The following is a 15,551-nucleotide window of genomic DNA, read 5'->3' as shown; positions in this document are numbered from 1 at the left end:
CCTTCGAAATGGCAGATGGTGCAGGGGGTGGGGGGCCGGCCGGCCCGGTCGAGCCGGCCGGCCCCTGCGCGGGGGCTACTGCTGGACGGTGAGGTTCAGCAGCGCCGACGCGGCGTTGGTGTCCGCCGTGGCGGTGTGGGTGACGGTCAGCTTGTAGCTGCCCGCCGCGAGCTTCGGGAGCGTCACCACGACGTGCCCGTTCTCGTCGAGGGTCCCGGTGAGCATCGCGACGGTGGAGAGGTTCCTCTTCACCATCACGCTCACCTGACCGGTGCCGGCGACACCGGTCGAGGACTTCGCGTCGACCGTGACCTGCGCGCTGGCGCCCGGCTTGACCGGGTTGGGCGAGACGGTCGCGGTGAGCTCCGAGGCGGCCTTCGAGACGATCAGGCGGGCGGTGCCCTCCGAGGCCTTGAAGGTGGCGTCCGAGCCGTACGCCGCACGGAGGGTGTGGGTGCCGGCGCCGAGGGTCTTCGGCAGGGCGAAGGTCGCCTTGCCGTCCTTCAGCGTCGCGCGGCCCAGCTCGGTGGCGCCCTCGTAGAGGACGACCTCTCCGCCGGGGTTCCCACCCTGTCCGGTGACCGTGACGGTCGCCTCGCCGGGTGCCCCGAAGGTCACGCGGGGAGCCGAGAGCGCCACGGTGGTGGTCGACGCGGCGGTCGGGGCGTTCGCCGCGGCCAGGTCGATCGTGAACTTCACCGTGCCGACCGCCGAGACGTTGCCGCCGGTGTCGGTGGCGCGGTACTGGATCGTCCGGGCGCCGTTCGTGGTGAACGGAACCGTGTACGCGCCGTTGACGGCGCGGATCGTGGTCCACGTCGTGCCGTTGTCGGCGGAGTACTGGACGGTGGAGAGCGCTCCGTTGTCCGTGGCGGTGAGGCCGAGGGTCACGGGCTTGTTGTAGACGCCGCCGACGCCCGCAGGCGCTGCCGGGTCGAGGGTCGCCGCGACGGTCGGAGCCGTCTTGTCACCGGCGCCGGCACCCTGGAAGGTGAGGGAGTCGAGCGACAGGCCGCTGGGCGAGGTCACGTAGAGCGAGCCGGTGCCGCGGGGGACGTTGGTGCCGAAGGGGACGAGGACGTCCTTCCAGCCGGCTCCCGCGGGGATGGTCGCCGTTCCGAAGGGCGCTGCGTCGGCAGCGTTCCAGCGGAGGTCGACGGTGCCCTCACCGGTGGCGCGGACCACGACGCCGGTCAGGTTGGCGAAGTTCACCGGGTCCCAGCGCAGGAAGGATCCCGCACCGAGTCCGCTGACGGCGTTGCCGCCGCTGGCGGTGGTGTCCGCGTAGGGCAGGACGCCCTCACGGGCGGCGTGCTCCGCCTCCTGCGTCTTCGGGTTCAGCCGCAGCGTCGCCTCGGCCGCAGCCGGGGGCAGGCCGTTGAAGCCGCCGTCCGTGTAGGTCACGACGACGGTGCCGTACAGCAGCGCGCCGGGGCCGTGCTCGGGCGAGTCCTTGGACGTCGGGAACGCTCCCTTGGCACCGGTGCCGGTGACCTCGGGGTGGGCGTGCTCGTCGTGGCCGAGGCCGTAGGTCCAGCCCACGCGGCTGCTGACGATCTGGTCGCCGTCCTCAGCGTCCTTGCCGGTCACCTGGTAGGGGATCGCGTCGCCCCAGCTGAAGAACGAGCCGTTGCCGGGCGTCTGGATCTGGATCTGCGGCGCCTGGTTGCCGACCGAGATGACCCGCGAGGTCAGGCTGAACTTGCCCTTGGCGTCGGTGACGCGCAGACGGGCCGTGAACTGTCCGAGCTCGGTGTAGGTCTTCTTGACGGTCACTCCGGTGGCGTCGAAGGTGCCGTCGCCGTCGAAGTCCCAGTCGTAGGTGAGCGCGTCGCCCTCGGGGTCGGTCGATCCCTTGGCGTCGAACGTGACCTCGAGCGGGGTCTGCGAGGCGGACAGGGGGGTCGCGGTGAAGCGGGCCTGCGGCGCCTTGTTGCCCTCGGCGTAGTCGATCCGGTACAGGCCCGCGTCGGGGTTGGCGCGGAAGAATCCGTCGCCGTACTCGATCACGTACATCGACCCGTCGGGGCCGAACTCCATGTCCATCGGGTTGTCGTGGATCGGCTGCGCGGCCTGGCTGAGCGCCGCGTTGGGGAGGAAGTCCTCGATGTGCGTGACCGCGCGGTCCTCATCGAGCGTGAACGCCGCGATGTAGTCCTGCGAGAACTCGCCGAAGAAGGTCTTCTTGTCCCAGTACTCCGGGAACTTCGACGTCGAGGTGTTGTCCGCGTCGAAGTGGTACACCGGTCCGCCCATGGGGCCCTGGCCGGTGCTGGTCCCGAAGTTGACGAGCTCGTCGAACGGCTGGTCGCCGGGGTTGTCGCCGTAGTAGACGGTCGCCGCCTTGGCGTCCGGGATGTCGACGAGGCCGGTGTTCCAGCGCGAGTTGTTCTTCAGGTTCTCCGGGTCGAAGAAGCCGCGGGGCGTCGACGTCTCGAAGTTCCACTCGTTGTACGGCGCGTTGGGTCCGTGGACGTAGGGCCAGCCGGAGTTGTGCGGCTCGTCCAGTCCGGTCGCGTTCCACTCGACGAGGCCCATCGGGCCGCGGACGCCGTCGGCCGCAGCGGCCTTCGTGGCGTCGGGGCCGTAGTCGCCCCAGGAGAGGGTGTTCGTCTCGGCGTCGACGTCGATCTTGAACGGGTTGCGGACGCCCATCACGAAGATCTCGGGGCGGGTCTTCTCGGTTCCCACCGGGAAGAGGTTGCCGTCGGGGATCGTGTACGAGCCGTCCTCCTGCACGGTGATCCGGAGGATCTTGCCGCGGAGGTCGTTCGTGTTGCCGGCGCCGCGACGCGAGTCGAAGCCCGGGTTCATGCGGGGCGCGTCGTTGTTCGGCGCGAAGCCCGCGGCACCCGGAGCGCTCGCCGGCGTGTTGTCGCCGGTGGAGAGGTACAGGTTGCCGTCGGCGTCCCAGTCGAAGTCGGCACCCACGTGGCAGCACTGCCCGCGCTGGGTCTCGATGTCGATGATCTTCTGCTCGCTCGCGAGGTCGAGGCCCGAGCCGGTCCACTTGAACCGGGAGAGGCGGTTGATGCCCTTCCACTGGTCCCAGTAGCTGTCGGTCGCGCCCTCGGGCAGCATGTTCGGGGCCGCGCCGGTCGGGGTGTTCCCGGGGGGCGCGTAGACGAGGTAGACCCACTTGTTCTCGGCGAAGTCGGGGTCGATGCCGACGGACTGCAGTCCGTCCTCCGAGTTCTGGTACACGGGGATCGTGTTGACGACACGGGTGGTGCCGGTCTTGGGGTCGGTGTGGCGGATCTCGCCGTTCCGAGCGGTGTGGAGGACCGACTTGTCCGGGAGGACGGCCAGGTCGAGGGGCTCGCCGACGTTCTTCGTCAGCAGGACCTTCTCGTAGTTGCTCCAGTCGAGAGCGGATGCTCCGCCCTCGGAACCGTGGTCCACTCCGTCGTGGGCCGAGGCGGGCAGGCCGAGGGCGGTGAGTCCGGAGACCGTCACCATCCCGGCGATGCCGAGTGCGAGAAGACGCCTGATGCTTCTTCTCGAGGATCGCTTACCATTCATGCGTGATGTGATTCCTTCAATGAGGTGTTCATCGCAGAGGCCGGGTCCGTCGCTGTCCGCACGACTGAGCGGATCCGGTCTCCTCCTGTCCGGCCCTGTGGCCGGTGTCTTGCACTCCTCCTCCTCTCGCGGATGCCGGTGGCGTTGCGCTGCGGGTCGTCAGTGATCCCGGGGCGGCGCCGAGGTGGGGGTCGGCGCGGGATGGTTCCCGCGCCGACCCGGGCTGGTGGGGCCGATCAGGACTCGAAGGCCGAGGGCAGGTACTCGGAGACGTTGTCCTTGGTGACGACCGGCGCGAAGAGCTGGATCTGGCGCGGGACGCCGAGCGAGCTGGTGTCGGCCATCGACTTGTTCTGCTCGACGAGGCGGGCGAGCTTGATGCCGTCCGCGGCCTGGGTCGAGGGGTAGACGACCGTGGCCTTGACGACGGAGTCGTCGGCCTCGATCGCGCGCATCACGTTGGCCGAGCCGGCGCCGCCGACGAAGAGGAACTCGTCGCGTCCGGCGGTGTCGATCGCCGCGAGGACGCCGACGCCCTGGTCGTCGTCGTGGTTCCAGATGGCGTCGATCTTCGGCGCGGCCTGGAGGAGGTTGGCCGCGGCCTGCTCTCCGCCCTGGACGGTGAAGTCGGCGGCGACGCGGTTGTCCACGTCGAGTCCGCAGCCCTCGAGCGCGTCCGAGAAGCCCTGGCTGCGCTCCTGGGTCAGCGGGAGGGAGTCGATGCCGGCGATCTCGGCGACGACGGCGTCGGGGTTGTCGCCGAGCTCCTCGCAGATGTAGGTGCCGGCGCTGACGCCCATGCCGTAGTTGTCGCCGAGGATGGTCGACCGGGCGGCGAAGGGGCTGGAGAACTCGCGGTCCACGTTGATGACGGTGATGCCCGCCTCCATCGCCTGGGTGGCGACCTGCGTGAGCGCCGCTCCGTCGATCGGCAGGAGCACGATCGCGTCGACGCCGTCGTTGATGAAGGTCTCGACCTGGCTGATCTGGAGGTTGACGTCGTTGGTGCCCTCCGCGGTGCGGAGCTCCACGTCGTCGTACTTCTCGGCCTCGGCGATGGCGGCGCGGCTGACCGCGCCCATCCAGCCGTGGTCGGCGGCGGGAGCGGTGAAGCCGATGACGACGTTGTCGCCGGAGGCGTCGTTGTCCGAGGCGGCCACGGCGGCGGCGGTCCCGCCGGAGGCGGCGTTGCCGGTCTCGACCGGGGCGTTCGAGATGCATCCGGTGAGCATCAGCGCGACGGCGCCGAAGGCGACGCCGGCCGAGCCGAGTCGGGCGGTGCGGGAGATGCGGCTGCGGGTGAAGGGGCGTGCGGGCATGGAAGTGATCTCCTTCGATCGATCCGAGGGGTCCGAGGGCACACGTGTCCTGCGGAGAGGTGACCTGAGTGGTCGGGTGGGTTGCTGTGTGTGGAGGAGCGGGGCCGGAGCCCCGGGGTCAGGACTTCCTGCCGCGGGCGGCGAACCGCTGCTGCAGCAGGACGGCGGCGACGATGATCGCGCCCTTCGCGACGGCCTGAGTCGAGGTCGACATGTTGTTCTGCGTGAACACGTTGGTCAGGGTCGTGAAGATGAGGACGCCGAACACGGTGCCGACGATGGTGCCGCGGCCGCCGGCCAGCAGCGTGCCTCCGACGACGACCGCCGCGATGGCGTCGAGCTCGTAGAGGAGGCCGTTGGTCGAGCTGCCGGCGGTGGTGCGGGCGAGCATCATGACGGCGGCGATGCCGGCGGTGAGCCCGGCGAGGCCGTAGACGTACATGGTGTGGCGGCGGACCTTGATGCCGGCGAGGCGGGCCGCCTCGGGGTTGCCGCCGACCGCGATGGTGCGGCGGCCGAAGGTGGTGCGGTTGAGCAGGATCCAGCCGGCGACGGCGACGACCACGAAGATCAGCACGAGCACCGGGATGCCGAGCACGTCGGCGCGGAAGAAGTCGAGGAACGGCGTGACCGTGACGACCTGCGTCTGGCGGTTCGAGATCAGCTCGGCGAAGCCGCGGGCGGCGACGAGCATCGCCAGGGTCGCCATGAAGGCGACGACCCGGCCGTAGGCGATCAGCGCGCCGTTGATCAGGCCGCAGACGAGGCCGACGACGACCGCGGTGAGCACGATCACCAGCCAGGAGGTGTTGGCCGCGTAGTACTGGGTCGAGACCGTGCTCGCCCAGACCGTCGCGAGCCCCATCACGGAGCCGACCGAGAGGTCGATGCCGCCGGAGGTGATGACGAAGGTCATGCCGATGCTCAGCACGCCGATGACGGCGGCGAGGCGGAGGATCGTGAGCACGTTGTCGACGCTGGCGAAGCGCTCCCCCGCGGTGGCGAATCCGACGATGCAGAGGATCACCAGCGCGAGCAGCAGCCCGACGTTGCGGCCGAGGGAGCCCTGCATGAGGCGGGCCATCCCGGAGCGGGAGTCCTTCGAGGGCACGCCCCCGGAGGAGCCTCCCGTCGCGGCCGACGCGTGACGGGCGGCGTCCTCCTGCGGACCGCCGATCGACGGCGACGCGGTGTCGAGCTGTCCGCTCACGCTGCACTTCCTTCCATGACGAGATCGAGCACGCGGTGCTCGTCGATCGAATCGGCCGGGCCCTCGTGGACCACGGCGCCGTCGGAGATCACGAGCACTCGGTCGGAGAGTCCGAGGACCTCGCCGATCTCGCTGGAGACCACGAGCACGGCGGCGCCGTTGGTCGCGAGGTCCCTGATCAGGGTGTAGATCTCGGCCCGTGCGCCGACGTCGACCCCGCGGGTCGGCTCGTCGAGCAGCAGGACGCGGCAGCCGCGCACGAGCCAGCGGGCGAGGAGCGCCTTCTGCTGGTTGCCTCCGGAGAGGGTGCGGGCGTCGCGGTCGACCCCGGAGGGCCGCAGGTCGAGGGAGACCGCCTGCTCGGCCGCCGCCGCGCGCTCGGAGCGCTCGTCGAGGAAGCCGCGCTTGGCGAAGCGGTCGAAGGTCGAGAGGGTGATGTTGCGGTAGACCGGCTCGTCCAGGAGCAGGCCCTGGCTCTTGCGCTCCTCCGGGCAGAGGCCGATGCCGGCGTCGACCGCCGAGGTGACGGATCCGGCGCGCAGGCGCTTGCCCGCCACGCTGACCGTCCCGGTGCTGGCGCGGCGCGCCCCGTAGATGGTCTCGAGGATCTCGGAGCGGCCGGAGCCGACCAGCCCCGCGAGGCCGACGACCTCGCCGGCGCGGATCTCGAGGGAGACGTCCGAGAAGGAGCCCTGCAGGCCCAGCTTCTCGACCTTCAGCAGCGTCTCGGCCTCGACGTCGAGCTCCTGGCGGTCCGGGAAGACGTACTCGACGGCGCGGCCGGTCATCAGGGTGATGAGCTTCGAGGTGGGGGTGTCGGCGACCGCGAGGTTCTGCGCGACGGTCGCGCCGTCCTTGATCACGGTGATCCGGTCGCCGATGGCGCGGATCTCGTCGAGGCGGTGCGAGATGTAGACGATGGCGACGCCGGAGGCGGTGAGCTGGCGCACCACGTGGAAGAGGTTCTCCACCTCCTCGGAGTCGAGCACCGCGGAGGGCTCGTCCATGATGATGACCCGCGCGTCGTGCGAGAGGGCGCGGGCCATCTGCACGATCTGCTTGCCGGCGGCGGAGAGCGTGCCGACCTCGCGGTTCGGCGAGATCTCGGAGTGGCCGAGGCGCTCCATCAGCTCGCGGGTGATCCTCGTGGCCTTCGCCCGGGCGGTGAAGCCGCCGCGGGAGAGCTCGTGGCCGAGGAAGATGTTCTCGGCGACGGAGAGGCCGTCGACGACGTCGAGCTCCTGGTACATCGTCGCGATGCCCAGGGCGAGGGCCGCCGTCGGGGACGGGATCGTGACGACGTTCCCGTCGACGAGGATCTCGCCCTCGGTGGGCTGGTGGGCCCCGGCGAGGGTCTTGATGAGGGTGGACTTGCCGGCGCCGTTCTGGCCGAGGAGGCAGTGCACCTCACCGGGTCGGACATCGAGGTCGACGCCGTCGAGAGCACGGGCGCCGGGGAAGACCTTCACGATGCCGCGCATCTGCAGAAGCAGCTGCTGAGACTCGTCGGAGGTGCGGGGAAGAGGCTGTGCAGCAGTGCTGCGGGGGTCTGCGGTGACCATGCGGATGAAGCTACTTCCACTTACGTCGCGGGTCAAGCAAAAGTTCTGAACCGATTCGAAGGCGGTTCGGGTGATCGCCCAGTCGCCCCGAGGGCTTCCTGCTACCGCGTCAGGGCTGGGATCCGCGGGATTACGCGACATCTGACGGCGGCGGTTGAGACATTCCGTCCGTGATAGAGCGCTCTCCGAACTCTATGAACGCGCTCACGTCCGTGCAGCCCGGGCGCGTCGCCCCAGAGGCGGCCTCGCCGAGCGCGGTAGCGCCCGCGCCCCGACCCGTGGCAGGGTCGTACGGCCGACGAAAGGACGACGATGTCGAACGACCGAGCCCTGCGCGTCGCGATGGTGGGGACCGCCTTCATGGGCCGCACCCACTCGCACGCCTGGCGCACCGCCTCCCGCTTCTTCCCCCTCCCCCTCCGCCCCGAGCTCGCCGTGCTCGTGGGGAGCAACCCCGACTCGACCGCCGAGCGCGCCGAGCGGCTGGGCTGGAGCGAGGCCTCCACCGACTGGCGGGCCGTCATCGCCCGCGACGACATCGACCTCGTCGACATCTGCACCCCGGGCGACACCCACGCCGAGATCGCCATCGCGGCCCTCGAGGCCGGCAAGCACGTGCTGTGCGAGAAGCCCCTCGCCAACTCCGTCGAGGAGGCGGAGCGGATGGTCGCCGCGGCCGCCGCCTCCGGGAAGGTGGCGATGTGCGGCTTCAGCTACCGCCGCACCCCGGCCCTCGCCCTCGCGAAGCGCTTCATCGAGGAGGGCCGCCTCGGCGACATCCGCCACGTGCGCGCCCAGTACCTGCAGGACTGGCTGTCCGACTCCGAGGCGCCGCTGACCTGGCGCCTGCAGAAGGAGCGCGCCGGCTCGGGCGCCCTCGGCGACATCGGCGCGCACAGCATCGACACCGCCCAGTGGCTGACCGGCCGCGGCATCACTTCGGTCTCGGCGACGCTGCGCACCTTCACCACCGAGCGCCCCGTGCTCAGCGAGCAGGTCGGCCTCGGCGGCCGCGCCGGTGCCGACGCCCCGCGCGGCGCCGTGACCGTCGACGACGCCGCGGCCTTCACCGCCTCCTTCGAGGGCGGCGCCCTGGGCGTCTTCGAGGCGACCCGCGTCGCGACCGGCCGCCGCAACGCCAACCGGATCGAGGTGAACGGCGAGCTCGGCTCGATCGCGTTCGACTTCGAGCGGATGAACGAGCTCGAGTACTACGACGCCCGCGACCCCGAGGAGGCGCAGGGCTTCCGGCGCATCCAGGTCACCGAGCCGGCGCACCCGTACATGTCCGCCTGGTGGCCGACCGGGCACGGCATCGGCTACGAGCACCTCTTCACGCACCAGGTCGTCGACCTCGTCGAGGCGATCGCCGGCGGCACGGCGGTGACGCCCACCTTCGCCGACGCCCTCGACGTGCAGCGCGTCCTCGACGCGGTCGCCACCAGCGCGGGCGCGTCGTCCGTCTCCACGCCGGTCGCCCGCTGACCCGACCCCTCCCCGCGAGATGCCGCCCCGGTACACCTCCCCTGCGTGTTGCATACCCGAGCGGCATCTCGCGAAGGGGGACGGAGGGCTGGTGCGGGGACGCGTTCGGCGCCATGCGCCGATCCTGCGCCATAATGCGCCTATGAGCAAGAAGATTGACGCCGCGCATCGCGCGCTGGTAGACGCCCTCGACAAGCACGCCCGACTCGTCTCGGACAAGGAGTCGAAGCCGCGGAAGGTCGAACGGGCGGGAGCCGAGCTCCGCGCCGCGACGAAGGCGTACGCCGCGCTCGTGTCCGCGCGCACCGGCGCCGCGAGCCCCTTCGCCGACCTGGCCGACCCCCGCCTGGACAAGCCGACCATCGCGTCGCTCCGGGCCGAGCGCGACGCGATCGCGAAGCGGATCGCCAAGCACGAGGCGTCGGCGGGCGAGGACGGCGCGCTCGCGAGCTGAGCGTCCGGCGCGGCGCGGTCAGGCGCTGAGCAGCCGTCACAGCGCGATCCCGCGGTGAGCGCGCGCCTCCTCTGCCTCCGAGTCGCCGTGTTACGCGCGGGTTCCGCGCGGGTCCGACCGCCTTCGTAAGGTGATCCCCGGGATCCGCGCAGTCGCGGCGCCGAGCGACCGGAGGCCGGTCGCAGCGCCGGCGGTGACCAGCACCGCTCGGTCGGCGCCGAGTGCCCGGATCCTCTCCACGGAAGGATCCCCACAGCCATGACCCTGCGCACCCGACTCCTCGCGACCTCCGCGATCGCCGCCTCCGCCGCCCTCCTCCTCGCCGGCTGCTCCGGCGCGGGCGGCGGCGACGACACCGTCCGCATCGGCGTGGTCGGCGCGAGCGACCCCTACTGGGCCACCTACGAGAAGGCCGCCGCCGACGCCGGGATCGACGTCGAGATCGTCGACTTCAGCGACTACAACCAGCCCAACCCCGCCCTCACCGAGGGCGAGATCGACCTCAACCAGTTCCAGCACATCGCCTACCTGGCGCAGTACAACACCTCGGCCGACGCCGACCTCGTGCCGATCGGCGCGACCGCGATCTACCCGCTCGGCCTCTACTCCTCGCAGTACGACGACGTCGCGGACATCCCCGCCGGCTCCACCGTCGCGATCCCCAACGACGAGACGAATCAGGCGCGCGCGCTGCTGGTGCTGCAGTCGGCCGGGCTCGTCGAGCTGAAGGACGGCGGCGGAGTGCTCTCGAACGTCGACGACGTCGAATCCTCCTCGAAGGTGGAGGTCACGGCACTGGAGGCCTCCCTCACCCCGACGTCGCTCCCGGACGTGGCCGCCGCGATCATCAACAACGACTTCATCGAGAACGCGGGCCTGAAGGCCTCGGACGCGATCGCCCAGGACGACCCGAGCGACCCCGCCTCCCTGCTCTACACGAACATCTTCGCCGCCCGGGCCGACGACGCCGAGAACGAGACCTACACGAAGCTCGTCTCGGTCTACCAGGACAGCCAGGACGTGCTCGACGGCGTCTCGGAGCAGTCCGGCGGCACCGCGGTCTTCCTGAAGACCCCCGCCTCCGAGCTGGAGACCTCGCTCGAGTCCGCCGAGACCGACATCTCCGCCGCCTCCTGACTCCGGCACCCGCGGCACCGCGCCGGTCGGGTCCTCCGCTCGCGGAGCTCCCCTCCGGCGCGGTCCCGTGCCTCCCCCGCAACAGAAAGGGCGCCCCGTGCCGCTCATCCGCATGACCGACGTGCGCAAGGTGTACCCCGGCGCAGGGCGCGGCGCCGCCCCGACCGCGGCCGTCGACGGCGTGAGCCTCGAGATCGAGGCGGGCGACGTCTACGGCGTGATCGGCTACTCCGGCGCCGGCAAGAGCACGCTCGCGCGCCTCGTCAACGCCCTCGAGCCCGCGACCAGCGGCAGCATCGAGATCGACGGCCGCGAGACCGTTGGCCTGCCCGAGCGCGAGCTGCGCCGGCTGCGCCTGGGCATCGGGATGATCTTCCAGCAGTTCAACCTGTTCGGCTCGAAGACCGTGTGGCAGAACGTCGCCTACCCGCTGCAGGTCGCGGGCGTCCCGCGCGCGGAGCAGCGCGCCCGCGTCGACGAGATGCTCCGCTTCGTCGGCCTGAGCGACAAGGCGCGCAGCCACCCGGAGCAGCTCTCGGGCGGGCAGAAGCAGCGCGTCGGCATCGCCCGCGCCCTCGCCGCCTCCCCGCGCATCCTGCTGGCCGACGAGGCCACCAGCGCGCTCGACCCGGACACCACAGGCGAGGTGCTCGCCCTCCTCCGCCGCATCAACGAGGAGCTGGGCGTCACCATCGTCGTGATCACCCACGAGATGGACGTGGTCCAGCAGCTCGCGACGAAGGTCGCGGTGATGGAGTCGGGCCGCATCGTGGAGCGCGGGCCCGTCTTCGACGTGTTCTCGGCCCCGCGCGAGCCGGTCACCCGCCGCTTCGTCTCCACGGTCGTCCGCTCGGTGCCCTCGCCCGCGGAGGCGGCCGTCCTGCGCGCGCGCCACCGCGGTCGGCTGGTCACGCTCTCGTTCTCGGACGACTCCGCCTCCCAGGGCGACGTCTTCGCCGAGGTCGCGGCCGCCGGCGTGCCGCTCGAGCTCGTCTACGGCGGCATCACCGACGTCCGCGGGCGCGCCTTCGGCCACCTCACGGTCGCTCTCGACGCGCCGGACGGCGTCGTCGACCCCCTCCTCGCCCGCCTCGGCGGACGCGTCGCCCTCACGGAGGTGCCCCGATGAACGAGCTGATCCCGCTCCTGCCCAAGCTCGTCCAGGCGACCGGCGAGACGCTCTACATCGTCGCGCTGAGCCTCCTCTTCGGCGGGCTCGGCGGACTGCTGATCGGGCTGGGCCTCGCGCTCACCCGCGGCGGCGCCCTCTACGCGAACCGGGTGGTCCACGGACTGCTCAACGTGATCGTGAACGTGTTCCGGCCGATCCCGTTCATCATCTTCATCGCCGCGGCCCAGCCGCTGGCCCGGCTGGTGGTCGGCTCCGGCATCGGCACGGACGCCATCGTCTTCACCCTCTCGCTCGGCGCCGCCTTCGGCATCGGGCGGATCGTGGAGCAGAACCTGCTGACCGTGCAGCCCGGCGTGATCGAGGCGGCGCGGTCGGTCGGAGCGAGCCGGTTCCGGATCGTCCGCACGGTGCTGCTGCCGGAGGCGCTCGGTCCGCTGATCCTCGGCTACACGTTCGTGTTCGTCGCCGTGATCGACATGTCGGCGGTCGCCGGATACATCGGCGCCGGCGGGCTCGGCAACTTCGCGATCCAGTACGGCTACCGGCAGTTCGAGCCGGTCGTCACCTGGGCCGCGGTGCTCGTGATCATCGTGATCGTGCAGCTGGTGCAGCTGCTCGGCAACGTGCTGGCCCGGCGCGTCCTGCGCCGCTGAGGCCGCCCCCCGCACCAACGCGAGACGCCACTCCGGTTCGCGACACGCAAGGGTCGCTGTACCGGAGTGGCGTCTCGTGGAAGCCCGTCCGCAGAGGCGGGAGCCGTCAGTAGCGCGGCTTGCGCTCCGGGCGCTCGCTCGAGCGGCTCGGGCCGCTGGGGCGTGCGCCGCGGTCGGCGCCGGCGCGGCTCGGACGGCGGTCCGGCTTCAGCTCGATCAGCTGCCCGCTGATGCGGGTGTCGGCGAGGCGGTCGAGCACGTCCTGGGGCAGGTCGGCCGGCAGCTCCACGATCGAGAAGTCCGGGCGGATGTCGATGTGCCCGAAGTCGCCCCGGTTGAGGCCGCCCTCGTTCGCGAGCGCGCCCACGATCTGGCGGGGCTCGACGCGCTGGCGGCGGCCGACCTCGATCCGGTACGAGGCGAGGTTGCTGTTCGCCGGGCGCTGACGGCGCTCGGGACGCTCGCCCCGGTCGCCGCCGCGGTCGAAGCGGTCGCCGCGCTCGGGGCGGTCGCCGCGGTCGGGCCGGGAGTCGCGGTCCTCGCGCTCGCGACGGGCGAAGCGGGGGTCGTCGGGCGAGAGCAGCAGCGGCTCCTCGCCCTGCGCGACGATGGCCAGCGCGGCGGCGACGTCCGACTCGACCACGTCGTGGTGCTCGACGTAGTGGCCGATGATGTCGCGGAAGCGCTGCAGGCGCTCGGTGTCGGCGAGCGCCGCGGTGATCGCGTCGTCGAAGCGCGAGAGGCGGGTGACGTTGACGTCCTCGACGCTCGGCATCCGCATCTCGGTCAGCGGCTGGCGGGTGGCCTTCTCGATGGCGGCGAGGAGGCGGCGCTCGCGCGGCGTGACGAAGCTGATCGCCGCTCCGCTGCGCCCCGCGCGACCGGTGCGGCCGATGCGGTGGACGTACGACTCGGTGTCGATCGGGATGTCGTAGTTGACGACGTGGCTGATGCGCTCGACGTCGAGGCCGCGGGCGGCGACGTCGGTCGCGACGAGGATGTCGAGCTTGCCCGACTTCAGCTGCTCGACCGTGCGCTCGCGCTGGGCCTGGGCCACGTCTCCGCTGATCGCCGCCGCGGTGTAGCCGCGGGCGCGCAGCTTCTCGGCCAGCGTCTCCGTCTCGCTCTTCGTGCGGACGAACACGATCATGCCCTCGAAGTTCTCGACCTCGAGGATGCGGGTGAGGGCGTCGACCTTCTGCGGGTACGACACCATCAGGTAGCGCTGGGTGGTGTTGACGGAGGTCGTGGTCTTGTTCTTGACCGTGATCTCCTCCGGCTCCTTCAGGTACTTGCCGGAGATGCGGCGGATCTGCGCGGGCATCGTCGCCGAGAACAGCGCGATCTGCTTCTCGACGGGGGTGTCGGCGAGGATCGTCTCGACGTCCTCCGCGAAGCCCATCTTGAGCATCTCGTCGGCCTCGTCGAGAACCAGGAACTTCAGCTGCGAGAGGTCGAGGGTGCCCTTCTCGAGGTGGTCCATGATGCGTCCGGGCGTGCCGACGACGACGTGGACGCCGCGGCGGAGCGCGGAGAGCTGGGTGCCGTAGCCCTGGCCGCCGTAGACGGGGAGGACGTGGACGCCGCGGAGGCCGGACGCGTAGCGCTCGAACGCCTCGCACACCTGCAGCGCGAGCTCGCGGGTCGGGGCCAGCACGAGGGCCTGCGGCGTCTTCTGCGAGACGTCGAGGCGCGAGAGGATCGGCAGCGCGAACGCCGCGGTCTTGCCGGTGCCGGTCTGGGCGACGCCGAGGACGTCGCGGCCGGAGAGGAGGGACGGGATCGTCGCGGCCTGGATGGCCGAGGGCGTCTCGTAGCCGACCTCCTTGAGGGCCTTGAGGACCGGGTCGGAGAGACCGAGGTCGGAGAAGGTGAGCGTGGGGGCGCTCTCGGAAGCGGTGTCGGCTTCGGGGGCGGAATCGGGGGTATCGGTGGACGCCATGGTGCAACGGTAGTGCTCCGGCGGCGCCGCCGTCCGAGGGAACCCCGAACGCTCGGGCGATCCCGACCCTCCGGAGGCGCCTCGAGCGCCCGTCACGGGGTGAAGTCGAGCAGCACCTTGCTCGAGCGCGAGGCGTCGCGGGCGAGCTCGAAGGCCTCGAGCGCGCGCTCCAGCGGCACCACCTGCGTGACCACCGGCGCCACCGCGAGGCTCCCGTCGGCGAGCGCCGCCAGCACCTCGTCGATCTCGTCGACGAAGCGGAAGGAGCCGATCAGGCGCAGCTCCCGGGTGATCGCGAGCGAGATCAGGGCCGGCTGCTCGCCCGAGGGGAGGAGTCCCACCATCACGACGGTGCCGCCGCGGGCGGCGCCCCGGACGGCCGAGCCGAGGCCACGCGGGCTGCCCGAGGACTCGAAGACGGCGTCGGCGGCGACCTCGGCGATCGCGGCTGAGTCGGTCGCGCGGATCGTCCGGGTCGCGCCGACCGCGCGGGCGATCGCGAGCGGCTCCTCGGCCAGGTCGACGGCGACGATCTCGGCCGCCCCCGCCCGCTTCAGCACGGCGACGATCAGCGCCCCGATCGGGCCGCTGCCGATCACCAGCGCGCGCCGTCCCGCCACCTCCCCCGCGCGCGAGACCGCGTGCCAGGCGACGCTCGCCGGCTCCGCGAGCGCCGCCTCCCGGAGCCCGAGACCGGCGGGCAGCTCGCGGAGCATGCGCGTCGGCAGCACCGCGTGGCGGGCGAACGCGCCCTGGGTGTGCGGCATCCGCGCGGCGCTGCCCAGATAGGTGCCCTCGGTCGCGAGGTTGGGGCGCCCGTCGGGCCACTCGCCGCGCGCGGTCGCGGGGTGCACGGCGACGGCCGCGCCGACCGGGGGTCCCGAGCCGTCCGCCGCTGCCTCGACGACCGTGCCGACCACCTCGTGGCCGAGCGTCAGCGGCTCGCGGAGGATCGACTCGCCCGCGGCGCCGTGCGTCCAGTAGTGCAGATCGGAGCCGCAGATCCCGCCGTACGCGACGGCGACGAGGGCCTCGCGGGGACCGCGCGGCGCGAGCGGCGCCTCCTCGACGCGGAGGTCGCCGGCGGCGTGGACGACGACGCGGGTGGTGGAGGCGGGGACGAGCGCGGTCATGC

The 15,551-nt window shown here is 71.7% G+C and carries 11 protein-coding genes; 5 read left to right on the top strand and 6 right to left on the bottom strand.

The genetic code is table 11. The features are described from left to right. Window positions 1–75 precede the first annotated feature (75 nt). From C5D36_RS13105 to C5D36_RS13090, 4 genes are all read right to left on the bottom strand, one after another. On the bottom strand, window positions 76–3,522 hold the full coding sequence (locus C5D36_RS13105) for a PQQ-dependent sugar dehydrogenase (protein ID WP_146078491.1): 3,447 nt from the start codon (window positions 3,520–3,522) through the stop codon (window positions 76–78). A 236-nt stretch (window positions 3,523–3,758) separates the two neighbouring features. Further along, window positions 3,759–4,841, bottom strand: coding sequence for a substrate-binding domain-containing protein (locus tag C5D36_RS13100; protein ID WP_104296010.1), 1,083 nt, complete (start codon window positions 4,839–4,841; stop codon window positions 3,759–3,761). Between the two features lie 118 nt (window positions 4,842–4,959). Continuing rightward, the gene (locus tag C5D36_RS13095; RefSeq protein ID WP_104222491.1) at window positions 4,960–5,925 is read right to left on the bottom strand and encodes an ABC transporter permease; all 966 of its coding nucleotides are present in this window, start codon (window positions 5,923–5,925) and stop codon (window positions 4,960–4,962) included. Between the two features lie 122 nt (window positions 5,926–6,047). Beyond that, window positions 6,048–7,532: a sugar ABC transporter ATP-binding protein gene (locus C5D36_RS13090; protein WP_208543410.1), complete on the bottom strand. Its 1,485-nt coding sequence runs from the start codon at window positions 7,530–7,532 to the stop codon at window positions 6,048–6,050. Between the two features lie 393 nt (window positions 7,533–7,925). On the opposite strand from C5D36_RS13090, the gene C5D36_RS13085 reads away from it, so the two are divergent. The 5 genes from C5D36_RS13085 (at window position 7,926) to C5D36_RS13065 (ending at window position 12,474) form a co-directional block, all read left to right on the top strand. Continuing rightward, complete coding sequence (locus C5D36_RS13085) at window positions 7,926–9,098, top strand: Gfo/Idh/MocA family protein (protein ID WP_104233530.1); 1,173 nt, start codon at window positions 7,926–7,928, stop codon at window positions 9,096–9,098. A gap of 142 nt (window positions 9,099–9,240) precedes the next feature. Next, entirely contained in the window at window positions 9,241–9,552 is a 312-nt protein-coding gene (locus tag C5D36_RS13080; RefSeq protein WP_104233529.1) for a hypothetical protein, read from the top strand. A 258-nt stretch (window positions 9,553–9,810) separates the two neighbouring features. Beyond that, complete coding sequence (locus C5D36_RS13075) at window positions 9,811–10,689, top strand: MetQ/NlpA family ABC transporter substrate-binding protein (RefSeq protein WP_104296009.1); 879 nt, start codon at window positions 9,811–9,813, stop codon at window positions 10,687–10,689. Window positions 10,690–10,786: 97 nt separating this feature from the next. Beyond that, on the top strand, window positions 10,787–11,818 hold the full coding sequence (locus C5D36_RS13070; RefSeq protein WP_258062945.1) for a methionine ABC transporter ATP-binding protein: 1,032 nt from the start codon (window positions 10,787–10,789) through the stop codon (window positions 11,816–11,818). Next, window positions 11,815–12,474, top strand: a complete 660-nt coding sequence (locus C5D36_RS13065; RefSeq protein WP_104233527.1) for a methionine ABC transporter permease — start codon at window positions 11,815–11,817, stop codon at window positions 12,472–12,474. The genes C5D36_RS13070 and C5D36_RS13065 overlap by 4 nt, the downstream gene beginning before the upstream one ends. 106 nt (window positions 12,475–12,580) lie before the next feature. Here the strand turns inward: C5D36_RS13065 and C5D36_RS13060 are convergent, their stop codons facing one another. Next, complete coding sequence (locus C5D36_RS13060) at window positions 12,581–14,416, bottom strand: DEAD/DEAH box helicase (RefSeq protein ID WP_104237941.1); 1,836 nt, start codon at window positions 14,414–14,416, stop codon at window positions 12,581–12,583. 92 nt (window positions 14,417–14,508) lie between these two features. Then, window positions 14,509–15,549: an L-idonate 5-dehydrogenase gene (locus C5D36_RS13055; protein WP_104296008.1), complete on the bottom strand. Its 1,041-nt coding sequence runs from the start codon at window positions 15,547–15,549 to the stop codon at window positions 14,509–14,511. Between the last annotated feature and the right edge of the window lie 2 nt (window positions 15,550–15,551).

The organism is Rathayibacter sp. AY1C6 (assembly GCF_002931535.1).
In the GTDB taxonomy this organism is placed as follows: Bacteria; Actinomycetota; Actinomycetes; order Actinomycetales; family Microbacteriaceae; genus Rathayibacter.
This window is presented reverse-complemented; position numbering and strand designations above follow the sequence as displayed.